This is a genomic window from Ferrovum sp. JA12 (genome assembly GCF_001431705.1).
Taxonomy (GTDB): Bacteria; Pseudomonadota; Gammaproteobacteria; order Burkholderiales; family Ferrovaceae; genus PN-J185.
Genome location: NZ_LJWX01000002.1, coordinates 1 through 24,671 on the forward strand (window position 1 = coordinate 1; position 24,671 = coordinate 24,671).

Below are 24,671 nucleotides of genomic sequence, written 5' to 3' on the forward strand. Positions count from 1 at the left end.
CAAATCCTTTGATTGTGACTATGCCCAAGGATTCCTCTATTCTAAGGCTGTTACTAGTACTGAATTTGAGTTGTTAATACAAAAAGCAAATTTTAACTCCTTGGGCATGAGTTCGAGTCATGACTGGCCCACTATGACATAAGGCGAAGCAGACAAAAGTGCACTATTTCTTTTGACGCACACCAAATACACGGTTAATTTTGCTACTGTTAGTAACAAATAGAATGGTTTGGTTTTGTGGCACATTAATGACCCGCTTTATTTAATAGGTTTGTCTCTTTCAAGAAAGCACGGCGGACTTATGGGGCTTACTTTGTTAGGGACCCAGACAACCATCCATGGGACATATTACTGTCACCTTAGTGTCTATATTATGACAACGGTACTGGGCAACAAGGCCTTATCGTTTTATCCCAGCAAAAAGTTACTAATCCTCAGCTATACCAGGATAAGTCAGCTCACTAGTATAGGGTGGTAAATAAGTGGGAGTGAGACAGTAGTTCGTAGCGCCATGCTAGTATGCCGTGTCGGGCTAATTCTCGCGTTAAACATCCTTGATGGAAATGAAATATTCTATACTGGTCCTAGCGTAAATTTACTTCTATCAGTTCAAATTTCTAAGTAGTGTTTTAAATGATATAGATTGAAATAAACTCAGTCTGCTCTTGAATTTACGAAAATTATCCCAATTTAATAAAATATGGCATGATTAATGTAGTTTTTTGCTCTCTTTTTGAGGTGATGGTTATGAAGCGTTTAATTAATTATTTTTTTATAGTACTGTTTTTTGGTTTGATCAGCTCCGCATTTGCTGAGCCAACCATGGATCAAGTTTATAACGCCGCTAAAACCGGCCATCTGTCTGAAGCACGCAGTATGATGGCAGAGGTGGTACAGGCTCACCCAAATAGTGGTAAGGCTCATTTTGTCAATGCGGAAGTGTTGGCTCGCTCTGGAGATATGGATAGCGCCCGATCAGAGCTTGCTGTAGCTGAAAAATTAGAGCCTGGACTGCCCTTTGCTAATCCGCGTTCCGTGTCTGAATTAAGACAACAACTATCTATGTCGCCCAATAGGATGTCTAACCATCGTGAGTCAGGAACTTCTTGGGGGACCATATTAATTATTGGGATAGTGGCCTTGTTATTTATTATTTGGATGGTGCGCCGATTAACTCAGCAAAACCCGGTGGTGATAACACAAGCCCCACCTGGCGGTGGCTATTATCCAAATGGCTCGCCCATGGGTGGAGGTCAACCGCCAATGTATCCTTCAGGCGGCGGTGGCGGCGGGATGGGTTCTGGTTTAATGGGTTCTCTGGCAACGGGTGCTGCCCTGGGAGCTGGCCTTGTAGCAGGTGAAGCGTTAGCGCACCGCTTGGTGGATGGGCCCAGTGGTAGCTCTGGCATGGTCAATGATGGTATGGCGGGTTCGCAAAACGTTAATGGCGACATGGGTGGGCAAGACTTTGGCGTCTCAGGATCCAGCTCTTGGGATGATTCCTCTGGCTCTTCCTGGGACAGTGGCGATGCAGGGGGTGGTTTTGACTCAGGTGGCGGTTCTGACTGGTCCTGATAGGAGGATTTGAATGTCTTTTAAGAGAGTGAGGGGGCATTTTAAGTGGCAAAAAATAATGCAATTCAAATTGGTATCACAGAAAAGCAACGTCTAGAAATTACTAATGGTTTAAGTCAGCTGTTGGCAGATACTTATACGCTGTATTTAACCACCCATAACTTTCATTGGAATGTCACTGGGCCACAGTTTAATACTTTGCACACCATGTTTATGGCTCAATATACAGAGCTTTGGAACGCCGTAGACCCTATTGCTGAGCGAATTAGATCATTGGGTTTTTTTGCTCCCGGTTCTTACGCTCAGTTTGCAAAATTAACCAGTTTGCCAGATGTGCCAGCTAAACCGCCTAAGGCTACATCAATGGTAGAAACACTGGTGAAGGGTCATGAGAAGGTAGCAGCCACTGCAAGACGTATTTTTGAACTGGCGGATAAGGCCAATGACCAACCGACGGCTGATTTGTTAACTCAAAGGATGGATATCCATGAAAAGACAGCGTGGATGTTGAGATCTCTACTTGAGTCATGATTTCAGGGCTCGTTCAAATATTGCTCTGGCAGGGCTTGGGAGAGTTAATTTCACATGAATGGTTAACCACCATTCCTGGACCTGTAATAGGTTTAGTTCTATTACTGTTATTTTTGATATGGCGAGATCGCGTTCCGGATGCCATGGGCATGGTTGCTGATGGCTTAAGTCAGCATTTGGGGTTATTGTTTGTTCCCGCGGCCACTGGTGTTATTTTATTCTTACCCCAATTAAAAGAGCATGCTCTAGCCGTGGTCACTGCACTTGTTGTAAGTGTCATTGCAACTGTGGCCATCACAGTGATAGTGTTGCGTATTTTAAGTGGTAACTCTAGCCATGAATAAACCTCTACAAATTCACGAGATTTGGGTGTATTTGTCGGGGAGTCCATTATTGGCCTTGATTCTCACTTTATCAGCCTATCAAATAGGTTTTACCGTTTATCAAAAAACTAATCGCTCTCCCCTGGCTAATCCCGTAGCAATAGCGGTGATTTTGGTGGCGAGTGCCTTAGAATTGATTGGGATGCCCTATGCGAAATATTTCCAAGGAGCGCAGTTTGTACACTTTTTGTTAGGAACCGCAACGGTGGCTCTCGCTATTCCTATTTATCGGGGTTTTCGTGGTTTGCGTGGGAGAGTCATTCCGCTCCTTATTGCTCTCCTATGTGGGGCTACTACCTCTATTGCTTCTGCAGTGTGGGTGGCACGTTACATGGGTGCCAGTGATGATATTGTGGGCGCCTTAATTGCAAAATCTGTCACAGCACCCATTGCCATGGGGGTAGCAGAACGTATTCATACTTCACCAACCTTAACCGCCGTGTTTGCTGTGATTACCGGCATTCTGGGAGCGGTCTTTGCGCGTTATGTATTCGATTTTATGGGTATGCGTGTATGGTGGCAACGCGGTTTTGCTATCGGTCTCGCCGCCCACGGTATCGGTACTTCCAGAGCCTTTAGTGTGCATCCTGAGGCAGGTACTTACGCGAGTCTTGCCATGGGCTTGCATGGTATTCTTGGTGCCGTAGTGATTCCTTTAATTGCTTCATATATTCCCTATTAATTATGTATGATTTAGCCCCTCCCTTATTGAGTCAAGGAATTCAGCTAGCTTTGGCCCCCGTTTTTCTTTTAACCGCTGTGGCAACTCTCGTGTCGGCACTCACTTCACGATTAGCAAGAGTAGTTGACCGCTCGCGCTTTTTACAGGGGGTGTTAAAAGATGAAATACATCCGCATTACAACAAGGAAGACTATCGAAAAGAATTGGGGTACCTTGCAATGCGCGGTAAACTAATTAATATATCTATGGCATTGGTGGTGTTTTGTGGGCTATCTATTGGTTTGACGGTACTTGGATTATTTTTTTCTGAAACTGTATCAGGGAGAGTGCAGCTTTCGAAGATTGTATTGGATACTTTTGTAGTGGGGATTGGATCCTTCGTCCTATCTTTATTATGTCTTTTATTTGAGGTATTCGTGGCTTCCTACTCTATCCGCTATAAAGAAGAATGATTTACTTTTATTAACACTTTCTTCATTAATAAGAAGAACTTAGGCTTATAATCGAAGTCATAATTAAGTGTATAGTCCTTGGGTAATGATATGAAAAATACAATGATCAACCCCCTTTCTAAAATTGCTTTATCTTTTTTCTTCTTAACGATTTCAGGTATTGCTCTGGCTTTCTCTGGTGGAGGTCATGGAGGAGGTCATGCTGGAGGAGGGCATGCCAGTCAAGCTTTCCAAGGTCGGGGTGGTTATTACAATCGAGGTGGCTACTATGGTCGAGGTGGCTACTATGGTCGAGATGGGTTTGAACGAAACTATGTGGGCTTTGGTTTTGGGTATGGCCTTGGCTTGGGTTTTGGCTCTCCTTTTTGGGGAGATCCCTTTTTTTCGCCCTATCCTTATTATCCACCCCTTTATTATCCACCCGCTCCCACTGTGGTCATCAATCAGCCTCCTTCGCCACCTGTGTCACCACAGGGCACCACCTATATTCCTCCTTTGGTTTCAGGGAACGGCGCGTTACCAATGGATCCTAACAATGGGAACACGGGCTATTTTTATTGTCCTGATAATAAGGGTGTTTATCCACAAATTAAGACTTGCCCTGGGGTTTGGCAGCATTTACCCTTGGTTCCCCCAGGTGCGATTCAGTAGTCTGAATTAACGATAAACCAATACAGGTATTTCTGAATGGGTAAGAACTTTTTGCGTTTCGCTACCTAGAAGAAAACCTGTTAATCCACGACGGCCATGGGAGGACATGAGTATTAAATCGCATTGCTCAGCTTTAGCTGTGTTAATGATTCCTTGATAGGGGGAAAACTCAATACTTTTTACAATATTGCAACTCACCCCAGCGGCCTCAGCTTCTGTTTGTGCGGTCTGTAAGTGTTTATCAGTTTCCTTTTGTAACTCATCCATGATGCTTTGGGGTGTTTCAACGGCAAACTCAGTCATGGGTAAAAACTCTACCACTGCCGAGTAAATAGTTATTTTAGCGTGCAGCTCTTTGGCCATGGCAATGCCGCCTGACAGGGCTTTGTGAGACAGAGGTGAGCCATCAATTGGAACAAGAATGTGTTGAAACATGGTAATCTCCTGGAACTGAAAGAGTCGATATGAATCAATTATAGCGTGAGCGTTCATCTCAAGGTAAACTGTAATACGATTTTAGAAAGGTTATAAAAGAATGATTCCTGAACTTGGTCACTTTGCACTGATTATCGCTTTGTGTTTGTCTTTGTTTTTATCGTTTTTTTCTCTTGCCGGCGCGCAGAGAGGATCCGCTCTATGGATCGCCATGTCGCGACCTATGGCTATTTTGCTTTTCCTGTCTGTGGGACTGTCTTTTCTGTGTCTTGCCTACGCCTTCTTAACCAGTGATTTTTCAGTATTGTATGTCTCGCAACACTCTAATTCACAACTACCTATTGAATACAAGTTCTCCGCTGTGTGGGGGGGGCATGAGGGTTCTTTACTCCTTTGGGTATTACTCTTAACACTGTGGACAGCCGCTGTGGCCGTGTTTTCAAAAAGATTACCTGATCCGGTAGTTTCGCGTGTTTTAGGTGTCTTGGGGTTAGTGATTTTTGGATTTTTATTATTTATTCTCTTCACCTCCAATCCTTTTGATCGATTGATTCCGGCGGCCACTGAAGGGAGTGATTTAAACCCTCTTTTGCAAGATCCTGGCTTGGTTTATCACCCGCCCATGCTCTACATGGGTTATGTGGGCTTCTCAGTGGCTTTTGCCTTTGCTATAGCGGCCCTAATTTCTGGGAAGCTTGATGCGGCCTGGGCAAGGTGGTCCCGCCCTTGGACTTTGGCCGCCTGGGTGTTTTTAACGCTGGGTATCTGTTTTGGTTCCCATTGGGCTTATTACGAGCTGGGTTGGGGTGGCTGGTGGTTCTGGGATCCTGTGGAAAATGCCTCCTTTATGCCCTGGTTAATGGGCACCGCCTTGATCCACTCCTTGGTAGTTACAGAAAAAAGAGGGGCCTTTAAACGCTGGACAGTGTTGCTGGCCATTAGTGCTTTTTCCTTATCTTTGCTGGGGACTTTTATTGTTCGTTCAGGGGTACTCACTTCCGTTCATGCCTTTGCCACAGACCCTAAACGTGGGATATTTGTATTGATCTTCTTGGCTTTTGTGATCGGGGGCTCCCTCACTCTTTTCGCTTGGCGTGCACCAAAGGTTGGCGATGGTGGTAGCTTTAAATTGATTTCGCGAGAAACCTTTTTACTGGTCAATAACGTCCTTCTAGTGGTGGCGGCGGCCTCTGTGTTACTGGGCACTATCTACCCTATGGTCATTGATGCCATGAACATGGGTAAGCTTTCCGTAGGGCCACCTTATTTTAATTTGGTATTTGTGCCCTTGATGCTCCCGTTACTTTTGGTATTACCCATTGGTACAGCCACCAATTGGAAAAGAGACAAAGTTTGGCAAACTATTAAGGAATTACGTTGGGATGCTGTGATTGCTCTAGTTGTTGGTGGCTGCGCTCCGCTACTGATGGGTCAATTTCATTTGATGTCAGCGGTAGGGGTGGCTGTTGCGGCATGGATTATGTTGGCGGTAGTAAAACAAATTTGGGCGTGGCGCAAAATGGTTAATATCCCAGCCTGGTTTTGGGGTATGCAGCTCGCCCATTTTGGTTTAGCTCTCTTTGTGATTGGGGTCACCATGGTCAAAAGCTATGAGCTTGAGCGAGATGTAAAAATGGGCCCAGGAGATACCTTGACCGTGGATGGGACTACTTTTAGTTTAGTGGGTGTTGAACAAGTTCCAGGACCTAACTACGAAGCGGTTAGGGGAACGGTCACCTATGCTAATCACGGTTTATTAGACGGTCAACTTTTTCCAGAGAAGCGCTCTTATTTTTCTTCAGCGATGCCCACTACCGAGGCGGCAATTCATTCTAGTTTGACGCGCGATATTTATGTCTCGCTCGGGCAGCCCTTAGGGGACGGTTCATGGAGTATGCGTGTTTATGTGAAACCCTTTGTTAACTGGATTTGGGGCGGATGTCTATTTATGGCTCTTGGTGGTATTGTGGCGGCCAGTGACAAACGTTATCGTATTCAGGCTAAAAAAGAGCAGAAGACAGCATGAAAAAACCCGTTAACTTTTGGTATGTGATTCCTTTATTGGTGTTTGTGGGTTTAGTAACTTTTATGGGACTTGGGTTACGTCATGATCCCCATGAAGTCCCCTCGCCACTCATTAACCATCCCGCCCCTGATTTTACCTTGCCGCAATTAGGTAACAATCAAACACTTTCTAACCGGGATATGTTAGGTCAGGTATGGCTGTTTAATGTCTGGGCATCTTGGTGTGTCTCCTGTCGGGATGAGCATCCCATTCTCCTGAAGTTTGCTCGCGACTACAATGTTCCCTTGATTGGTCTGGATTATAAAGACCGTCCTGTGGACGGCGAAGGGTGGGTTAATAATTATGGCAACCCCTATACTAAGATTGCAGAAGATATAGATGGTCGAGTAGGGATTAATTATGGTGTTTATGGCGTACCGGAAACCTACGTTATTGATAAAAAGGGAGTGATACGTTATAAACAAATTGGTCCTATTACCGATGAAGTCCTAAAAAGTACCCTATTGCCCTTAATTAAAGAATTACAGCAATGAAAATAGCAATTACCCTAATCTGTGCCGTGTTGTTGTCTCTCCCCTTGCTGGCTAAAGAGGCCACTCCTGTGGCCCGTGATCCTGTGACTGAGGCCCGCTTGATTCGTTTGGCTACCGATATGCGTTGTCTGGTTTGTCAAAATGAGTCCTTGGCTGCCTCTGATGCAGATCTTGCTAAGGACCTGCGAGAAGAAATTCGCCAGCTCATCGCTCAGGGTAAAACAGATAAAGAAATCATCGATTATATGGTACATCGCTATGGTAATTTTATTCGTTATAAACCGCCCGTTGATATAACAACTTACGCCCTGTGGTTTGGTCCTTTTTTACTTTTATTGGGGGCTCTTGGCGTATTAATTGCTGTGGTGCGTCAACGTAACGCTGCGGCAGAGGAAGCTCCCTTAACTTTGCAACAACAACAACAAGCTACCGAACTTCTCCGTGAGTAATCTATGATTTCATTTATCATTGCAGCCAGCCTTCTTTTAATTATCATCGCAGCAATATTGCTATGGGTGGCACGCCATCATCATAAGGTTAATGATAACCAAAAGGCCCTTAATGTGGCCGTTTACCGTGACCAACTCACTGAGTTACAAGAAGAGCTGAAAGCTGGCTCCATGGCAGAAGAGGATTTTACACAGGCGAGTAGTGAAATTCAGCGTCGTCTGTTAGAGGACACGGTAGAGCAACATAGCGTTACGGAAAAAAGTTCTGATCGGCGCTGGATTTGGGGTGCCGTGGTATTAATCCCACTCTTAACTGTTTCCATGTATCTCTGGCGTGGCCACTGGCAAGTGTTTCAACCTGAGAGTATGGCACCCACTGATCAACAAATCTCTGCCATGGTGGAAGGGTTGGCCGCCAAGCTTGCTAAAAATCCCAATGATCCTAAGGGGTGGTCGATGCTGGCCCACTCTTATATGACACTTAACCGACCTCTTGACGCGGTGAATGCCTTCGCTCATATAGAAAATACGATGAACGATGATCCCACTTTGATGGCCGACTATGCCGAAGCTTTAGTAGCCAGTGGAGTAGATAAGGGGTTTGTTCACGCACAAGTGTTGGTGGCTAAGGTCTTAAAGCTTGAGCCTGGTAACCCAAAGGCACTCTATTTACATGGTGGTTTTTTGTTTGCTCAAAACGATTATAAAGGGGCGGAGGAGAGCTGGAAAAAACTGATTCCTCTGATTGACCCTTCTTCCTCTGACGCTAAATTTGTGTTAGATAGTATCAACCAAGCTCGTATTAAACAGCATTTGTCCGCCATGAGTATGAATGACTTTCAGGGGCAGGAAGGTCCAGTAAGTACCCCCGAGTCCTTGGCCAATTCAAGTGCAGATACGAAAGCCACTGCCGTGAGTGGAACCGTCACTCTTGATGAGAAATTAAAGTCCAAAGTTAGCGGTCAAGAAATTGTGTTTATTTTTGCCCGGGCCACGAATGGCCCGCGTATGCCACTAGCGGTTTTACGAATTCCCGTAACTCAATTACCCTATCATTTTGAGTTAACCAAAAATATGGCCATGAGTCCTAACTTTAATTTAAGTACCGTGAGTGAAGTGACCGTTGAAGCAAAAATTAGTCGTTCAGGAACGGCTACCCCCTCTGCGGGAGATTTGATTGGAAAGAGTGTGGCCGTGAAACCCGGTAGCCATGATGTCCAAGTGTTAATTAACCAAGTGACGCCTTAAAAATGCCACTTGGTGGGTGAATATAGAGTAATCATTAATCAATTCATTTTTAAGGTTTTAGAGGTTTGTTCCACTTGCTTGGCTTGATCAAGAGCCGCTTTTGCCTCTGGTGGCATGTAATTGGAATCGTGTTTAGCTAGCACTTCGGAAGCCACAAACATGCCATTGTTGCCAAGCTTTCCCTCCGCAACCACCCCTCGCCCTTCCTTAAAGAGATCAGGCAGTATGCCCGTGTAACTCACCGGAAAATCTCTACGGGTATCCGTGACGACAAAATAAGACACCACACCCTCGTGTTTTAGCGTGCCTTGTTTCACTAATCCACCAATTCTAAAGGCGCGATCATGGGGAGCTTCGCCATTAGCAATTTGCGTTGGGGTATAGAAGAAAACGAGATTACTACGAAAGGCTTTCACCACAAAAGTGGCGGCAACACCCAGCACCAACATGGCCCCTAAAATAAAGAATAAGCGTTTTTGACGGGGTTTCATGGCTGTCCTCCTAGACGTTTCACTTGACGTTTTATTTTTTGGCTACGGGAGTTTAATATCCATGGCTCGATGATCATGGCTAGGGTACATATACCAAAGCTGCCCCACACATAGAGCCCATACCCCCCCATATGAAAAAAATCTTCTAAACTATTCCACTGCATTTTTTTTAACCCATTCGCTAGTCATTTCTCGTTCTAGAATAATACAGCGCACACGTTTTAGTACTATAGCAATAGTGTAACTCCAAAAGGCCAATGCCATAATAAGCATTCCCATTAGCATGGTATGCGCCATAGTGGGCGCTTTTGTCATAGAAATGCTGGCACCTTGGTGTAGAGTGTTCCACCAAATCACTGAAAAATAGATGATGGGAACGTTCACCACGCCCACTAATGATAATATCGCGCCAGCCTTGTCACGGCGCCGAGGGTCATCAATGGCTGAGGTTAAGGCCAAAAACCCTAAATAAAGAAAAAATAGAATCAATTGTGAGGTCAGACGGGCATCCCATACCCACCAAGTGCCCCACATGGGTTTGCCCCACAAAGAGCCGGTCACCAGCGATAATAATGCAAACAATGCTCCGGTGGGAGCCAAGGCTTGGGTCATCATGCCAGAGAGTCGTGTATTAAAAACAAAGCCTAACATTGACCACAAGGCCATCACGCAATAAATGAACATGGACATCCAACTAGCGGGTACATGTACAAAAATAATGCGATAACCTTCACCCTGCTGAAAGTCGGTGGGGGCCACAAAAAAACTAATCCACAAGCCTACCGCTAACAATAGGATAGTGATGGCCGTGAAAACAGGAATTAGCTTGCCTGCCAAAGGATAAAAACTGGCCGGCGCCGCATATTTAAACCAATTCATCGTTAATAGTTCCTATTCTAAAGCTACCTTAAGGGCGATGGCGCTTACCCAAGGAGCAAAAAATAACGCCAACAAATCCAGAGCTGCCAATAACCAAAAATATCCTGACATATCAAGGCCAGCGCGATAAGCTTCCGTTGCCCCCGCTCCAAAAATCAATACTGGAATATAAAGCGGTAAAATTAATAATGATAACAGGACTCCGCCGCCGCGAACGCCTAAAGTCAGTGCCGCACCTATGGAGCCAATCAGCGACAGTATAGGAGTACCCAGTAACAGAGTTAACATAAGTACTCCAATTATAGGACCGGATAAATTAAATTGAATTCCCAGAAGTGGCGTAATTAATACCACAGGCAGACCTGCCACGAGCCAGTGCGCCATGATTTTACCTAAGATAATCACCGTAAAGGAGTGTGGTGAAAGGGAGAGTTGCTCTAAGGTGCCATCTTGATAGTCATGGGCAAATAATCGTGGTAAACCTAAAAGTGTAGCTAGTAGCGCGCCAATCCACACCACCCCAGGCGCTATTTTACTCAATAGCTTAGGGTCGGGACCCACCCCCAAGGGCAGCAGATTCACTACGATTACAAAGAAAAATAAAGCGGTTAACAGTTCTGATTTATGACGCAAAGCCAGGGTCAGGTCACGGCGAACGAGAGTGAAGAGTGTCGCAAAGAGGTTCATAGGCTAAGAACGATCCCCGGACTCATTTCTATCTCTTGGTGACTTGTCATGAGTAACAATCCACCTTGTTCAACATGACGGTTTAATAAATCGTATAAAGTATTGATGGCTCGCCGATCAAGGGCATTAAAGGGTTCATCAAGAACCCATAGAGGGCACGGTTTGAGACTTAAGCGTGAGAGCAATACGCGCCGACGTTGTCCAGCGGACAATACCCTAACGGGTAATTCTTCGCGACCTAATAAGCCCCAGCGATCCAATACTTGTAAAATGGCTTCTTCATTGACCTGAATACCGTCAAGGCGGCTCATGAGAGTGAGATTCTCGAGGGCGGTGAGCTCCTCTTTGAGGGCGCTGGCATGGCCTAAGTACAGTAAATCTTGATGAAAGCGATCAAGGTCCTCTTGGAGTCGGGTGCCCTGCCAACGCACCTCTCCCGTCAAGGGCGAGGCAAGACCGGCACACAATCTTAAGAGACTGGTTTTACCGGCACCGTTTTCACCGGTAACGTGACACCATTGATGAGTTCTCAATGAAAAAGAAACTCCTTCAAAGAGTAACCGCTCACCGCGCTGGCAACTAAGATTAATCACTGACAAATTCATCGTCCTATTCTACAATAAAAAATTGTATTCCTAAGAAACACTTAAACTCCCATGAAAAAAAACCTTGCGGTTTCCGGAATGACCTGTGCTTCCTGTGTCGCCCATGTTGAGGGGGCGCTATCCAAGGTGGAAGGGGTGAGCGCGGCGCTGGTGAATTTAGCCACGGAGAGCGCTGAAGTGGAGCTCGATGATAAGTCTCTCTCGGAGGGGATTGATGCACAACTAGTACGCGCTGTGGTAGCGGCGGGCTATGGTGCTAAGATTCAACAAAAGGACGTGTTTCATCAGGAGGATCTGCGCATCATGGCGGAAATCCATGCTGAACGTCGCCAATTGATAGGTAGTCTCCTCTTGGCAACGCCCTTGGTATTATCTATGCTAGTCACCCTCATCAATGCTAAATGGATGCTACCTAATGCCGTGGCCTTTGCTCTGGCTACTCCAGTGCAGTTTTATTTTGGTCGACGCTTTTTAATAGGTGCTTGGCGCCAGGTTAGCCATGGTTCTGCTAACATGGATGTATTGGTGAGCTTAGGGACTCTTGCGGCTTATTCTTTAAGTCTCTATCAATGGTTGGTGCAAGGTAGTCATGATACGTATTTTGAAGCCAGCGCTGTAGTCATTACACTCGTCTCCTTAGGGAAATATTTAGAGCATCGGGCACGCCGCGAGGCAAGCTCTGCTATTCGCCAGTTACAATCCTTGCGCCCTGATATGTCGCGCATCATTGATAAGGGCCGTCCTGTCCGCTTTAACCGCTTAATTGCCACGCAATATTTAATGCCCGGGGATCGAATTCTGATACCTGCCGGCGAGCGTATTGGCAGCGATGGCGTGGTGGAGGAGGGTGAGAGTGAGGTGGATGAATCCTTAATCACCGGCGAGAGTGTTCCGGTGCCTAAAAAAACTGGCGATAAGGTGCTAGCGGGGACTTTAAATGGTATGGGTCGCCTCGTGATAAAGGTCAGTGCGAGCAGTGAGCGCAGCACGCTCGCTAACATCATTGAACGGGTGGTGGCGGCACAAGCGAACAAACCCCCTATTCAGCGCCTCGTTGATCGAGTGAGTCAGATTTTTGTGCCTGTGGTACTGGTGGTGGCCGTGATCACATTAGCCGTTAACTATTGGTTAGGTGTTGGGCTGGATATCTCGCTGATTCGTGCCGTATCTGTGCTGGTAATCGCTTGTCCCTGTGCCCTAGGTTTAGCCACGCCTGTTTCTATTATGGTGGGCACAGGCCTAGCGGCCCAACGGGGTATTTTGATCCGTGATGCCAGCGCGTTAGAGGAAACCCATCGCGTTCAACGCGTGGTATTTGATAAAACGGGCACCCTGACGCAAGGCATGCCCGCACTCGTTCACATCCGAGTGGCGGGTCATGACGAGGTAGGAGAGATCCTTGCTATTGTAGCGGGACTGCAGACGGGAGTGAGTCACCCCTTGGCCTTGGCCGTGTTAAAGAGAGCGCAAGAGGAAGGGGTCACGGCCTTGGTGTGTGAAGAATCTAAAGTATTAGCTGGTCAAGGCGTGGAGGGGGTCATCAACATGGCGGGAGTGAGAGAGCGTTACCGCTTAATGAGTCGCTCCAGTTGTATTGCCCAAGGAGGAGTGATTGCGGCGGATCAGCTGACTCAGACAACACCCGAACAATTGGAGGGCAGTGATACTCACTCTGTATTGGTGAAGGTGAATGGCACTGAGCTTGAGTTATTAGCCGAGCTGAGTTTTGCCGACCTCCTGCGCCCTGAAGCCCTTGAAGCCATTCAACAATTACAAGCGCAATCCTTGAAGGTGGCTATACTTTCAGGGGACCACCAGGGCTCGGTGCGTCGGGTGGCACAGATACTTGGGATTGATGAAATGAGCGCCAGTCTCACGCCGGCAGCCAAACTTGAGCGATTACACAGCTGGCAAAAAGAGGGAGAGACGGTGGCTATGGTGGGCGATGGCATTAATGATGCCCCGGCCTTAGCGCAAGCTAATGTGGGTATTGCCATGGGCTCTGGAACCGATGTGGCCAATTCTGCAGCCTCTATTACACTACTGCGCGCGGATTTACGTTTGGTGGCCGAAGCTATTTATTTATCGCGCGCGACCTGGAAAACTATTCAACAGAATCTCTTTTGGGCTTTTTTCTATAACGTGATTGGTATTCCGTTAGCCGCCATGGGTTATCTGAGTCCCATTCTGGCAGGTTTTGCCATGGCCGTCTCCTCAGTGACGGTGGTTACCAACGCACTATTATTGCGCAGAAAATAGACAAAGCTGAATCTTTCGCACTAAGTTAAGTTCTGGGCTCTAGAAATATCTCAAGTTCGCCCGTTAATAGGGCGTTTTATGGCGTTGTCGAGTTGTGGCACAGTAGTTGCTTTATCTCATCATCAGCTTTTGTTTTAATAATTACAAGGAGATATAACACATGAGTAGATCAGTGGTTCAACCTTCAGTCTCCCTCACTGAGCCCTTTACGGGCCCAACACGTTGGGTTCAATTAGTGCTGGGCTTAGTGTGTATGATGGCTATTGCCAGTCCTCAGTACACCTGGACACTTTTTACTAAGCCATTGATGGGCAGTATTGGCGCCAAGTTGCCGGAAATTCAAATTACTTTTTCTATTTTGATTGTTATCCAAACATTTTTTTCGCCGATACAGGGCTACTTTATTGACCGTTTTGGCCCACGTTTTTTAATTAGTGTGGGGACTTTTTTAAGTGGGTTGAGTTGGGTGATGGCTTCCTATATTCATACCCTCACTGGTCTTTATTTGACCTATGGATTAATCGGTGGCGTTGGCACTGGCATTGTTTACATTGGTATTATCTCGCAAATGGTCAAATGGTTTCCAGATCGCCGGGGTTTTGCTGTGGGGATGGTGGCTGCAGGGTATGGTTTTGGTGCTTTCTTGACCACTTTCCCAGTGGCCTATGGAATTTCTCATTATGGTTATCAAATGACGTTATTTGTTTACGGCATCCTCTTTGCCATTATTGGGGTCATTGCCGCTCAAGGATTAAAACAACCCTTTACACCGACTACTCCAGCGACCTCTGTGACAGAACCTGAGGTTCGCGGGGTGAGTGGCAAGGTTATGCTCAAAACGCCCTTATTTTGGTTGATGTTTATCATGATGACCATGCTCTCCACCTCAGGCTTAATGGTGATTTCTCAAACCGCCGCCATTGCTCGAGATTTCGGTGTGGCAAGTGTGTTGGTGTTTGGTATGGCAGCGCTACCCTTAGCTCTCTCTGTGGACCGTATTACCAATGGTTTAACCCGTCCTTTCTTTGGCTGGATGTCAGATCGGATTGGTCGAGAGAACACTATGTTTATCGCCTTTTTAATGGAAGGTTTGGCCATGTTAGCATGGTTGCAGTTCAGAGGTGACCCCTTACTCTTTGTGTTATTAACCGGCGTAGTTTTTTTTGGTTGGGGCGAGATTTTTTCCCTTTTTCCCTCTACACTAACGGATACTTTTGGCGAAAAATACGCCAGTAGTAATTATGGATTGTTGTACATGGCGCAAGGGGTAGGTTCTGTCTTGGGCGGACCGGTGGCCGCACAGTTACATGAGGTCACACACAGTTGGTTGCCGGTGTTTGCTGTGGTGATCACTTTAGATATTGTGGCGGCACTGCTTGCTTTATTTGTTTTAAAACCCCTCCGTCGCAAAGTACGTTATTGTTAAGGAAAAAATATGCTCAATACGGTTGTTGGTACACAGGGGATGGTGACTTCTCCCCATTCCCTCGCTTCACAGGCAGGATTATCTATTTTAAGGCAGGGGGGAAATGCCATTGAGGCCATGGTGGCGGCCGCCGCCACTATCGCTGTGGTTTATCCTCATATGAATAGTATTGGTGGGGATGGTTTTTGGGTGATTGTCCCCCCAGATGGTGAGCCGATTGCCATTCGTGCCTGCGGCGGGGCTGCACAACAAGCCACCATCGATGCTTATACCAGCCAGGGCATGAGCACCATCCCCTTTCGTGGTCCCTGGGCGGCCAATACTGTTGCCGGTACCATTGGCGGCTGGAAAACCGCTCTTGAGATTAGTCATGAACGCGGTGGGCAGTTGCCACTCTCTACTCTGTTAGCTGACGCCATTCATTATGCTCTTGAGGGCATTCCGGTTACCCCTAGTCAGTCAGTCTTAACGGCTAAAAAACTGACGGAATTAATTGATCAACCAGGCTTTGCTGAGACCTTTTTGACCGAACGCCAAAGCTATGCGGTGGGCGCAAAATTTTGCCAGCCGAAACTTGCTACAACACTGCAACGGCTGGTTGCTGAGGGGTTAGATAGCTTTTATCGTGGTCCCTTGGCGGAGGATATTGCACGGGATTTGGCGCTCATTGGCTCGCCAATAATCCTTTCTGATTTACAGCGTTATGAGGCGCCACGCGTGACGCCCCTCTATTTAAATTCGCAATGGGGTACGCTCTACAACATGACCCTGCCCACTCAAGGGGCCGTGTCGCTGGCTATTTTAGGGATTGCGGAGCGTTTTGGTTGGCAAAGTATTCAAGAAGAAAGTGCTGATTATGTGCATTTGTTGGTGGAGTCCACGAAGCAAGCCTTTAAATTAAGAGACCGTTTTGTTACAGATCCTGATACCGCTCCCATCGCCGCGCAAGATATTTTAAGTGATGAGCATTTGTCTCAAGGCGCTGAGGAGATAGCGCTGAATAAGGCCCTTGCTTGGGGTCAAGGTAAGGGTCCTGCTGATACGGTTTGGCTTGGAGCCATTGATAAAAATGGCCTGGCAGTATCCTTTATCCAAAGTATTTATCATGAGTATGGTAGTGGCTGCGTATTGCCTACCACAGGGATTAATTGGCAAAATAGGGGCGCCTCTTTTAGTTTAAATCCTCAGCACTTGCTGGCCCTAGCACCCTATAAGAAACCTTTTCATACCCTGAACCCTGCTGCCGTGAAACTTAAGGATGGACGCGTGATGGTGTATGGCACCATGGGCGGGGATGGTCAACCACAAACCCAAGCCGCAGTCTTTACCCGTCATGTGATTTATGGGCAGCCCTTACAGCAAGCGGTCACTGCACCGAGATGGTTGCTGGGGCGCACATGGGGGCAAACCTCGGATACCTTGAAATTGGAATCCCGCTTTCCTAAGGAATTGATTGAGGATCTTAAGGCGCGCGGTCATGATGTGGAGTTACTCAATGAGTTTGACGAGACCGTGGGGCATGCGGGTGCTGTAGTGCGTCACCCTAATGGTGTTTTTGAAGGAGCGAGTGATCCGAGATCAAATGGCGTCGTAGCTTCTTTTTAAGGTGAGGGGTCGACATTTCTGGGCGCCTCCGGAATAACTTCCAGAAATCATAAAAAGAGGCGGATGGGAGTGCCTCATCACATGGATTTACATGGCGTGCACCATTCGTGATGGGGCTTCTAGCAAATGACTCGTAGCGCTGAGGTCTAGTGGTCATTCACTACATAACAATGGAACGGATCCTCGTTCATCACTTGATCTGCCGGTTGATCAATAGTGTTACCAATTGATTAAGGGTGAATTGGTCAACGGCGCCTCCCAGGAGGCATTGATAAGTTGTTGACGCTTTGATGTGTTTTGTAGGTCAAACTAAGAGACGAGATGGGAGAGTTGAGTGAGTGAGGGGATAAGGATCATCAATATCAACGAAGGAAGAAAACAGCCGAGCATGGGCATCAGTAATTGTAAATTAAGCGTCGCGTGACTCTCTCGAATAGTGTGTTGTTGATCAGTAAGATAGAGCCCCATTTCACTCATTAATCCTTGTTCTAGCTCATGACCAAAACGGTATTGGCTTTTTAAGAGCATCACAATTCTCTCTAAAGCTGGGTGAGGATTGCGTTGATGAAGTGCATCCAATACTTGATAGACATTCAATCCAGATTGCAGTTGATGGCAAGCAATTAACCATTCTCTTTTTAAGGGATGTTGTGCGTCAAAAAAAATACTCAATCGTTCAAGGCTTTGTGGGATAGATAACCCTGCTCCGTTACACAGCAGCAATCCCTCTAATACCAAAGGCAGAGAGTGTGAAATACGCTTTAGTCGGGTCTTAAAACGTTGGTTAAAAAAATGAATCACCAGTATTGGTATAAACAGATCCAGACACAGCAACGCATGGACCCATGGACTCCTCTTAAAGCACTCAAGAATGAGTGCGATAACAAGGAACAGGAGCACAACGAAGGTCAATTGTTTGAGCCGGTGATGAAGACGTTGTTGCCGGATATCCGTATCCCACCCTCGTTGATAGAGCATTAAGGATAGATGGCCAGTGAGCTGCGACTGTGACACAAGAGAGAGAATTAATCGAATATTAGTCATTAATAATGGCGCGTGCCTTGTGTCAGTTTATGGGTCCACAAACTCCCGATCAGCCAGAGAAGAACGGTTCCTATGAGCAGGGATAAGCCTAATTGAGTATTGAGAGCCTCATGCCACAGTTGGGGATGTAAATACCAGGTGACGCAGGCCATCATGGGAGTGAGAAGAGAGAGGATAACGCCTGAGGCACGGGCCTCTTTCGTGGCATGCTTTACCTCAGTGAGTAACAGTTGTCGTTGACGTAATTGTGGCGTCCATTGTTTGAGTAAACGTACCATATCTCCTCCTGTTTGTTCATGCAATTCAACGATAAAGATAAAGCGCTTCAACAGTGGATCCTCAAGGGAGTTTAGCCAATGGTTGAGGCTGTCGCTGGTGGAAGAGCCCAAATTAATTTCATGAAGTACCTGCTGTAAACCAGAGTGAAGAGGGCCGGTAACATGCTCTAACAGAGCCTGAAAGGCTTGGCGCAGAGTCAAGCCACTTTTTAGAGAAAAGCATAACAGATCAAAAAAACGACACCACTCCTCAAGGTTGACTTGGTTCTGGGAAGCCGTAAAAAAACTCAGGAGACCACGCTGAGGGCGTGTCACAGGTTCTGTGGGAGAGTACTGATGAAGAGGTAGGGTTGGTAGTAAAGGAGACAAAGAGGAATGATGGGATAAATAACTTTTGATAAGAATGATACCCATCACGAGAGACAGCATGAGATTAATAAAGAAAACAACCGTGAGCAGTGTCATAGAAAAATATGTTGTGCCGCTTGTCGATATTTGGATAACAGTGAAGTGGCCGTAAAGGCTTGCCCATCATAAGAATACAAACAGACCAGTGGGCTGTATTTCTTTGGATGAAGTTCATGAATAGAGACAATCCGTCTTTGCCCTAGGGAGTCTCGTTCTAAATGAATGATGACATCTATAGTTTGTTTGAGTTGTGCACTTAAGTTGGCCAGTGAATGCTCCTGGTGATTGGTGATGAGTTGCTCTAAACGAATGAGGGCATGTTCTGCGCTATTGGCATGAATAGTGGTCATTGATCCCGGGTGGCCAGTATTCATGGCCTGCATCAGGTCCCAGGCTTCTTTGGCGCGTAATTCGCCAAATATAATTCGGTTAGGGCGCATGCGTAGCGCATTTTTTAATAGTTGTTCGCCAGTGATTTCTCCTCCTCCCTCAGTGTTAGCAGGGCGTGTTTCAAGGCTAACAATATGAGGATGGTGAATACGTAATTCTGCAGCATCCTCTATGGTAATGAGCCTCTCCTGATGATGAATGTGTGAGGCCAACACATTCAGAAAAGTGGTTTTACCAGAGCCGGTTCCACCACTAATTAAAATATTGGCTCGTTGATTTACATACATTAAGCATAGCTCAGCCATGGCATGACTCAAAGACTGTTGATGAATAAGTTGTGTGAACCCTAAGCCTTGCGAGGGGTTAAAGCGACGAATAGAGAGAATTGGGCCATTGATGGCAAGGGGCGGTAAAATAGCATTTAAACGTGAGCCATCCTTAAGGCGGGCATCCACCATGGGATGAGTTTCATCTAAACGACGACCCAATGGTGCAATGATTTTATCAATGGTATGTTTAACGTGTTGCTCATTGTCAAAGGTGGCAGGGTAGAGATCTAATACGCCAGTTTTTTTCTATATAAATTTGTTTGGGTCCATTCACTAAAATATCGCTAATGGCAGGATCACTAAAAAGTGTCTCAAGGGGTCCTAGTCCTAATATCTCATTTTCAAGATCATGGCTAAGATCATGGGTTTGAGTGGTGGATAAAGTGAATTGATAAGGGGTCAGTGAGTCTTGAATCCAATTCTTTAATAGTTGTTTTTTGTTTTCCTCGGGCAACTTAATCAGTTGCAACATTCGGGGATGATCAATAATTTGTTGATGCAATTGCTGGCGTAGTTGAATTAAATCCATTATTCATATTCCTAATAAAAACCCCCAGCAGCCTCAATGGGGCGAGTGAACGATAAACCATTTAACGGCATGGAAAAGTGGAGAGAAAAGTCACTGAAAAGCCAAGAGGGAGATTGGCAGGGAGTGGACCCCGTTTGGCATAATTGTAGTTGTAGTGAGGTAATACACGATGAGAGCATATTATTTTGGCAATAGTATTGATTGCTACTCGCAGAAAAATGACTGGGCACAGCGACGTTCTCTCCCAAAGCATTTATTAAGCTAATCGTGAGCTCACTGGTGCTGACTAAGGAATTTAAAAACCCAATATTTTGTCCTAATTGATTAGTGGTCAATGTATTGATTAACTGACTGGGGGACAGAATTGTGGTGCTCTCAAGGCGTGTGGCGTGCCATAAAAACCATTGGCTACTAAAGCCATCCCACATTAATAGAGCGCTGTAAAGATAGAACATAATCATTAGTAAGAAAATGGGTAATAGGAGAGCGAACTCGACGATCAAGGATCCTTGTTGTTGAATGCGATTATTCATACCGACACCAATTCGATAGCGCACTCAGCGTACTCATGTTGCTCAGTGTGGCGGTGATACCCACTTCAATAAAGGTGGGAGGATTAGGGTTTGCTACGGTGCAATCAGCGGTTGCAAAACGCTGACCTAGAGCGTTATAGCAATTAACGGTGTACTGGACAGCTAGCCACCCAGAAGAGCCATTGGATAAACCAGGAAGAGTACTGATGGCAGAGAGATTGGTTGGCCATTGATGACTGGAACTCAAAGAGAGGTTACGTGCTAAGGTTTCGGCTTCACCCATTAATTGAATTCTGTAGAAAGTGGTTGTAAAGCTCTTGACGCCAAACCATAAGGGAATAAAGAGTAGCGGAATAATCAAAAGCAGTTCTATACTGCTGGTTCCTCTTTGTTTGTCATTCATTGACATAGCCTCGGCTTAAAGGGACTTAATCTGCCGGCAACGGCAAGAGAATGACGGGTAGTGATGGCTGGTGCGGGCAGAAATGGGGCGAGCATGGTGAGGAGTTTTCCGACCCGTTGACGGCCACTATCGATGGCCACATAAACTAATCCTTGGGGCTGATTGGCAGCCTGTTGTGCGGAAACAAAAGGACAGGTTATTTGTTGCTGGGTTACGGTCCCATTCAATGAGCTGGTGAGATGGGGGCAAGGACCAAAGCTAATGGTGATGACAGATAAATCAATAGCTGAATTCTGTTGACTGCGTTGCAATAGGTTGTTAATGAGTGTCGTAGCACGTGAGAAACTTTGTGGAGTTTGATCGAGTTCAAAGGCTGCAGCGAGTGCTGCATCATCCAAGGCGCGATCTAGGTTAATGCGCTCTTCCACCAGTTGACCTAAAAAAATCATCATGAGGATGAGTGATATGGTTATGGGCAATATAATCAGTGCCATGATGCTTATGCTGCCTTGTTGTGTTAAGAGTGATGGATACCTCATTGAATTGTTCCCCGGATAATTTCAATGGGTTTTATGTTTTTCGTTAAGGTGTGATTAAGAGCCTCTGGATGTAAAAGAATGGTTAATTGCCAATGGTCACGTAAAATGGGCAGTTGCTCAAGTTGGTGATGAGTAAGTTTGACGGTCAAGAGTTTTTGGTGGCCATTTAGATCAGTATGAATATGTTCTATTTCAGTATTTTGAATAAGAATTGCATGTTGCGGATGATTGGTTTCTCGATACCATAAATCAATGGGTAGCTTAGTGCTCAGTAAATCCATGTCGATATCACTGTCATTCATATTAAGAGTGATTAATCTTGGTGAGTTAAAGGATTGCGTAAGGGATTCGCGGGCAGATACGTGATTCTCTAAAACGGGTAATCCTTGATAAACCGGAACATGAACAATGCTATGTATTAGTGGCTTTGTATCAGAGAAATAGCCCTTAGGTAGCGTCGTGCTGGGCCATATTTGTAATGAGAGATCCCCCCCACTAATTTCATGACCTATTACAAGATCGCGGTTGGCGACAATGATTGGCTTGCCCGGTGGCTGAGTTAAGAAGAGTATGCGCCACAGTACGATGGCACTCACCAGAGATAAAGCCCATAGCCACCACCAGGTTTTATAGTGACTGAGAACAATTCCAAGACGTTTTATCATTAGCGCGCTCCCGAGGGGAAAATGCATGATTCATTTCCCCCAGCGGTAGGATAGTTAAATTGCCGCAGCAATCGTAGTGGCGATGGTGGTGAACTTGGCGTTCAGGTTGCTCCCTAGTAAAGTGGTTCCAGCAATAATGGCAAGACCGATTAATGAGGCAATTAATCCATATTCGATTGCGGTGACACCTTGTTCTTGCTTGATAAAGGACTTTAACTCATCCATTAAACACTGAAAATATTCCATGATAGTTCTCCTGATTAATCCATCGTCATTCGATGTGGATTCAGCATAGGAGTTTTGCTCATCAGATAACAGTGAGAAATATCCTCTTTTAAAGAGGAGAGTGATCCTGTTATTGCAGTGACATCTGTCATATCGGTTCGCATCACTCAATCAATTGTGTGATGGAATAAACAATTGATGCTCATGGGAGAAAGCGATTAAGGCTGGCTTCCCTTTGAGCTCTAACTTTTTATAAATATCTGATAAATAGTTTCTCACGGTCGATGGGCTAAGATGAAGGTATCTGCCTAAATCGTGGGTAGTGGCGTTGGGATAACGAATGACATGGGCGATGACTTGCTTCTCACGGGTACTCAATTGACTCATATGAACTTTACCCGCAGGACTATTGGTATCCGTTTCGCCGTTGATGACGCGATGAATAAGTTTCAATCCCAATTCCGGGGAAAACCATATTTTAAGCTGGGCCACTTGCTCTAAGGCCATCATAAAAGTTCCGGGTGTTTCATTCCACGTTACCACGGCCTTAGCCCCGGCTTTTAATAAGGATTCTTGTTGGATCAAATCACGGTAAGGAATCATAATTAACAAGCCAATATTCATGTCTTGTAATTTCTGTGGTAAGTTGAAATTAAACTGCAATAAACTCGCGTCCGCGATGAGGACATTAGGTTTTTTTCTTTCTAGTGTGGATAAAATTGAATAGCTGGGTGGTTCATTGCCCACCCACTGAATAGAGCGCTGAGTATTTTCTATCAGTGCTTTAACGCCAAGAATAGCAATTTGATGATGACTCGATGCAAATACCCGAATCTGTGATGATTCAGCCATACTGTTCTCTCCCCCGAGTTAAGAAAAGTGATTGGTACAGTTATCATTGTTTTTATATGTACATCATGATAGCCAGTTTGTTTGTAAATGTAATTAAAAGATTTGTAAGGATTGTAAAGATCATAAGTTATGGGTAGAGGGCTAACTATGTGGCTCAGTAGGATTAAATAGATGCTTTATTCCACATCACTTGCGCGCAGTTCCACATAGCCTTATGGATTCGATGCTTAAGATGTATCGGGAATGATGATGAGATGTTATCTTACCTTCAAATGGTTTAATCGGTTGACTAAACGGTAACGGTGGGCGGCTTTCATTGTTCCCTTTCACACAATACCAATCATGTCTCCCGTGAAATCCATCAATAGCTGAACCTCAACCAACCTGAGGGAGCGCTTATCCCTCAGGTTGGAGGCAAAAGAGAGTAAAGAGACTAGCAAGCAAAACGGTCTTATCTTGCTCTTTGGTATTGCGGAGGAGCGAAGGGTTTGTCACCCAATTCAAGAGCTGCTGTCCATGGCCAGTGTGGATTTTTAAGGGCAGCCCGGGCGATAGCGATCATGTCAGCTTGCTCTGATTTCAAAATGGTTTCGGCCTGTGCGCTATGGGTAATAAGGCCCACTGCCATGGTAGGAATGTTGACATTCTGTTTAATGGCTTGGGCATGTTCTACTTGATAGCCAGGGCCCACAGGAATTTGTTGATGGGCCACGAGTCCTCCTGTTGAAACATGGATAAAGCCAGCTCCTCTTTTTTCGCATTCCTGTGAAAAGGTAATACTCTCTTCGATAGTTAACCCACCCGGCGCCCAATCTACGGCAGAAATACGCATCCCCACCACCATCTCCGCAGAGAGAGCATGTTTTACAGCACTTAAGATTTCTAGGGGATAGCGCATCCTGTTCTCCAGAGAGCCGCCATATTGGTCTTGTCTCTGATTTGATAGCGGTGAGAGGAATTGATGAATTAAGTAACCATGAGCGCCATGAAGTTCAATAGCTTTAAAACCAGCACGTTCAGCACGTATGGCGGAGTTAACGAAATCTTGTTTAACTGTTTCAAGATCCTCAATACTCATGGGGTGAGGAGTTAAACTCTCCTCATAGAATTTAATGGCTGAGGGAGCCCACGTTTGCCAGCCACCCTCCTCAGGAGAATAGGGGCTCCCTGGATCCCATGGCCGTCGAGTAGAGGCTTTGCGTCCTGCATGAGCCAATTGAATAGCCATTTTAGCTTGCCCAAACTCCCTCGCAAACGCCACAATGCGCCCTAAGGCCGCCTCTTGCTCGTCATTATATAATCCCAAACAAAAGGGCGTGATTCGTCCCTCAGGGTTGACGCCAGTGGCCTCTACAATCACAAGCCCCGCTCCTGAAATCGCGAGTCTTCCCAAATGCATGAGATGCCAATCTTGAGCTATACCATCTACGGCTGAATACTGGCACATGGGTGCTATCACTAAACGGTTGGCTAGGGAGAGAGACCCCAATTGATAGGGGGAGAAGAGTAAACTCATGGTGATCCTCATTAATTAGTACGTATACGAATCATTTTAAACG

General features: G+C 45.9%; 30 protein-coding genes. 13 read left to right on the forward strand and 17 right to left on the reverse strand.

Annotated elements, in window-relative coordinates:
• Positions 1–747: 747 nt before the first annotated feature.
• From FERRO_RS05025 to FERRO_RS05050, 6 genes are all read left to right on the forward strand, one after another.
• Entirely contained in the window at positions 748–1,575 is an 828-nt protein-coding gene (locus tag FERRO_RS05025) for a tetratricopeptide repeat protein (protein WP_056929811.1), read from the forward strand.
• A gap of 45 nt (positions 1,576–1,620) precedes the next feature.
• Positions 1,621–2,106, forward strand: coding sequence for a Dps family protein (locus FERRO_RS05030; RefSeq protein ID WP_056929812.1), 486 nt, complete (start codon positions 1,621–1,623; stop codon positions 2,104–2,106).
• On the forward strand, positions 2,103–2,450 hold the full coding sequence (locus FERRO_RS05035; RefSeq protein ID WP_056929813.1) for a CidA/LrgA family protein: 348 nt from the start codon (positions 2,103–2,105) through the stop codon (positions 2,448–2,450). Before FERRO_RS05030 ends, FERRO_RS05035 begins: the two co-directional genes overlap by 4 nt.
• On the forward strand, positions 2,443–3,171 hold the full coding sequence (locus tag FERRO_RS05040) for an LrgB family protein (protein WP_056929814.1): 729 nt from the start codon (positions 2,443–2,445) through the stop codon (positions 3,169–3,171). The genes FERRO_RS05035 and FERRO_RS05040 overlap by 8 nt, the downstream gene beginning before the upstream one ends.
• A gap of 2 nt (positions 3,172–3,173) precedes the next feature.
• Positions 3,174–3,623, forward strand: a complete 450-nt coding sequence (locus tag FERRO_RS05045; protein ID WP_056929815.1) for a DUF2721 domain-containing protein — start codon at positions 3,174–3,176, stop codon at positions 3,621–3,623.
• Positions 3,624–3,713: 90 nt separating this feature from the next.
• The gene (locus FERRO_RS05050) at positions 3,714–4,274 is read left to right on the forward strand and encodes a hypothetical protein (RefSeq protein ID WP_152975712.1); all 561 of its coding nucleotides are present in this window, start codon (positions 3,714–3,716) and stop codon (positions 4,272–4,274) included.
• A gap of 6 nt (positions 4,275–4,280) precedes the next feature.
• On the opposite strand, the gene FERRO_RS05055 is transcribed toward FERRO_RS05050, so the two are convergent.
• Complete coding sequence (locus FERRO_RS05055; protein ID WP_056929817.1) at positions 4,281–4,709, reverse strand: universal stress protein; 429 nt, start codon at positions 4,707–4,709, stop codon at positions 4,281–4,283.
• A gap of 100 nt (positions 4,710–4,809) precedes the next feature.
• Between FERRO_RS05055 and FERRO_RS05060 the strand changes: the two genes are divergently transcribed.
• From FERRO_RS05060 to ccmI, 4 genes are read left to right on the forward strand one after another with little or no spacing between them, the layout of a single operon-like run.
• The gene (locus FERRO_RS05060; protein ID WP_056929818.1) at positions 4,810–6,735 is read left to right on the forward strand and encodes a heme lyase CcmF/NrfE family subunit; all 1,926 of its coding nucleotides are present in this window, start codon (positions 4,810–4,812) and stop codon (positions 6,733–6,735) included.
• A complete protein-coding gene (locus tag FERRO_RS05065) occupies positions 6,732–7,268 on the forward strand; it encodes a DsbE family thiol:disulfide interchange protein (RefSeq protein WP_056929819.1) in 537 nt (178 codons plus the stop codon). The genes FERRO_RS05060 and FERRO_RS05065 overlap by 4 nt, the downstream gene beginning before the upstream one ends.
• A complete protein-coding gene (locus FERRO_RS05070) occupies positions 7,265–7,717 on the forward strand; it encodes a cytochrome c-type biogenesis protein (RefSeq protein WP_056929820.1) in 453 nt (150 codons plus the stop codon). Before FERRO_RS05065 ends, FERRO_RS05070 begins: the two co-directional genes overlap by 4 nt.
• Positions 7,718–7,720: 3 nt before the next feature.
• A complete protein-coding gene (gene ccmI / locus FERRO_RS05075) occupies positions 7,721–8,965 on the forward strand; it encodes a c-type cytochrome biogenesis protein CcmI (RefSeq protein WP_056929821.1) in 1,245 nt (414 codons plus the stop codon).
• 38 nt (positions 8,966–9,003) lie between these two features.
• On the opposite strand, the gene ccmE is transcribed toward ccmI, so the two are convergent.
• Genes ccmE through ccmA form a run of 5 tightly spaced genes read right to left on the reverse strand, consistent with a single transcriptional unit; the run spans position 9,004 to position 11,615 of the window.
• Positions 9,004–9,456: a cytochrome c maturation protein CcmE gene (ccmE, locus tag FERRO_RS05080; RefSeq protein WP_056929822.1), complete on the reverse strand. Its 453-nt coding sequence runs from the start codon at positions 9,454–9,456 to the stop codon at positions 9,004–9,006.
• Positions 9,453–9,620 carry a heme exporter protein CcmD gene (ccmD, locus tag FERRO_RS10655; RefSeq protein ID WP_082601201.1) on the reverse strand — a complete coding sequence of 56 codons (168 nt, stop codon included), beginning with the start codon at positions 9,618–9,620 and terminating at the stop codon, positions 9,453–9,455. The genes ccmE and ccmD overlap by 4 nt, the downstream gene beginning before the upstream one ends.
• Positions 9,607–10,335 carry a heme ABC transporter permease CcmC gene (gene ccmC / locus FERRO_RS05085; RefSeq protein WP_056929823.1) on the reverse strand — a complete coding sequence of 243 codons (729 nt, stop codon included), beginning with the start codon at positions 10,333–10,335 and terminating at the stop codon, positions 9,607–9,609. The genes ccmD and ccmC overlap by 14 nt, the downstream gene beginning before the upstream one ends.
• A 12-nt stretch (positions 10,336–10,347) precedes the next feature.
• The gene (gene ccmB / locus FERRO_RS05090) at positions 10,348–11,022 is read right to left on the reverse strand and encodes a heme exporter protein CcmB (RefSeq protein ID WP_056929824.1); all 675 of its coding nucleotides are present in this window, start codon (positions 11,020–11,022) and stop codon (positions 10,348–10,350) included.
• Positions 11,019–11,615 carry a cytochrome c biogenesis heme-transporting ATPase CcmA gene (gene ccmA / locus FERRO_RS05095; RefSeq protein ID WP_239683506.1) on the reverse strand — a complete coding sequence of 199 codons (597 nt, stop codon included), beginning with the start codon at positions 11,613–11,615 and terminating at the stop codon, positions 11,019–11,021. Before ccmA ends, ccmB begins: the two co-directional genes overlap by 4 nt.
• A gap of 63 nt (positions 11,616–11,678) precedes the next feature.
• Here ccmA and FERRO_RS05100 point away from each other — a divergent pair, with 63 nt between their 5' ends.
• The 3 genes from FERRO_RS05100 (at position 11,679) to FERRO_RS05110 (ending at position 16,917) form a co-directional block, all read left to right on the forward strand.
• Entirely contained in the window at positions 11,679–13,886 is a 2,208-nt protein-coding gene (locus tag FERRO_RS05100; RefSeq protein ID WP_056929826.1) for a heavy metal translocating P-type ATPase, read from the forward strand.
• 160 nt (positions 13,887–14,046) lie between these two features.
• Positions 14,047–15,312, forward strand: a complete 1,266-nt coding sequence (gene oxlT, locus FERRO_RS05105; RefSeq protein WP_056929827.1) for an oxalate/formate MFS antiporter — start codon at positions 14,047–14,049, stop codon at positions 15,310–15,312.
• A gap of 9 nt (positions 15,313–15,321) precedes the next feature.
• Positions 15,322–16,917, forward strand: coding sequence for a gamma-glutamyltransferase family protein (locus FERRO_RS05110; RefSeq protein ID WP_056929828.1), 1,596 nt, complete (start codon positions 15,322–15,324; stop codon positions 16,915–16,917).
• A gap of 309 nt (positions 16,918–17,226) precedes the next feature.
• Here the strand turns inward: FERRO_RS05110 and FERRO_RS05115 are convergent, their stop codons facing one another.
• The 11 genes from FERRO_RS05115 to FERRO_RS05170 all read right to left on the reverse strand — a co-directional run bounded on the left by FERRO_RS05115 (position 17,227) and on the right by FERRO_RS05170 (position 24,628).
• Complete coding sequence (locus FERRO_RS05115; RefSeq protein ID WP_082601202.1) at positions 17,227–17,961, reverse strand: type II secretion system F family protein; 735 nt, start codon at positions 17,959–17,961, stop codon at positions 17,227–17,229.
• Positions 17,961–18,704, reverse strand: a complete 744-nt coding sequence (locus FERRO_RS05125) for a type II secretion system F family protein (protein WP_056929831.1) — start codon at positions 18,702–18,704, stop codon at positions 17,961–17,963. Before FERRO_RS05125 ends, FERRO_RS05115 begins: the two co-directional genes overlap by 1 nt.
• Positions 18,701–19,525 carry a CpaF family protein gene (locus FERRO_RS05130; RefSeq protein WP_082601203.1) on the reverse strand — a complete coding sequence of 275 codons (825 nt, stop codon included), beginning with the start codon at positions 19,523–19,525 and terminating at the stop codon, positions 18,701–18,703. Before FERRO_RS05130 ends, FERRO_RS05125 begins: the two co-directional genes overlap by 4 nt.
• Before the next feature lie 46 nt (positions 19,526–19,571).
• On the reverse strand, positions 19,572–19,895 hold the full coding sequence (locus FERRO_RS05135; RefSeq protein WP_056929833.1) for a hypothetical protein: 324 nt from the start codon (positions 19,893–19,895) through the stop codon (positions 19,572–19,574).
• Between the two features lie 11 nt (positions 19,896–19,906).
• The gene (locus FERRO_RS05140) at positions 19,907–20,428 is read right to left on the reverse strand and encodes a TadE family protein (protein ID WP_056929834.1); all 522 of its coding nucleotides are present in this window, start codon (positions 20,426–20,428) and stop codon (positions 19,907–19,909) included.
• Positions 20,421–20,831, reverse strand: coding sequence for a hypothetical protein (locus FERRO_RS05145; protein ID WP_056929835.1), 411 nt, complete (start codon positions 20,829–20,831; stop codon positions 20,421–20,423). The genes FERRO_RS05140 and FERRO_RS05145 overlap by 8 nt, the downstream gene beginning before the upstream one ends.
• Positions 20,828–21,370 (reverse strand): pilus assembly protein TadG-related protein, encoded by a 543-nt coding sequence (locus FERRO_RS05150; protein ID WP_082601204.1) that lies wholly within the window; start codon positions 21,368–21,370, stop codon positions 20,828–20,830. Before FERRO_RS05150 ends, FERRO_RS05145 begins: the two co-directional genes overlap by 4 nt.
• Positions 21,367–22,035: a hypothetical protein gene (locus FERRO_RS05155; RefSeq protein ID WP_152975713.1), complete on the reverse strand. Its 669-nt coding sequence runs from the start codon at positions 22,033–22,035 to the stop codon at positions 21,367–21,369. The genes FERRO_RS05150 and FERRO_RS05155 overlap by 4 nt, the downstream gene beginning before the upstream one ends.
• A 54-nt stretch (positions 22,036–22,089) precedes the next feature.
• Positions 22,090–22,281, reverse strand: coding sequence for a Flp family type IVb pilin (locus tag FERRO_RS05160; protein WP_056929838.1), 192 nt, complete (start codon positions 22,279–22,281; stop codon positions 22,090–22,092).
• 150 nt (positions 22,282–22,431) lie between these two features.
• Positions 22,432–23,112 (reverse strand): response regulator transcription factor, encoded by a 681-nt coding sequence (locus FERRO_RS05165; RefSeq protein ID WP_056929839.1) that lies wholly within the window; start codon positions 23,110–23,112, stop codon positions 22,432–22,434.
• A gap of 451 nt (positions 23,113–23,563) precedes the next feature.
• Positions 23,564–24,628: an NADH:flavin oxidoreductase/NADH oxidase gene (locus FERRO_RS05170; RefSeq protein ID WP_056929840.1), complete on the reverse strand. Its 1,065-nt coding sequence runs from the start codon at positions 24,626–24,628 to the stop codon at positions 23,564–23,566.
• Between the last annotated feature and the right edge of the window lie 43 nt (positions 24,629–24,671).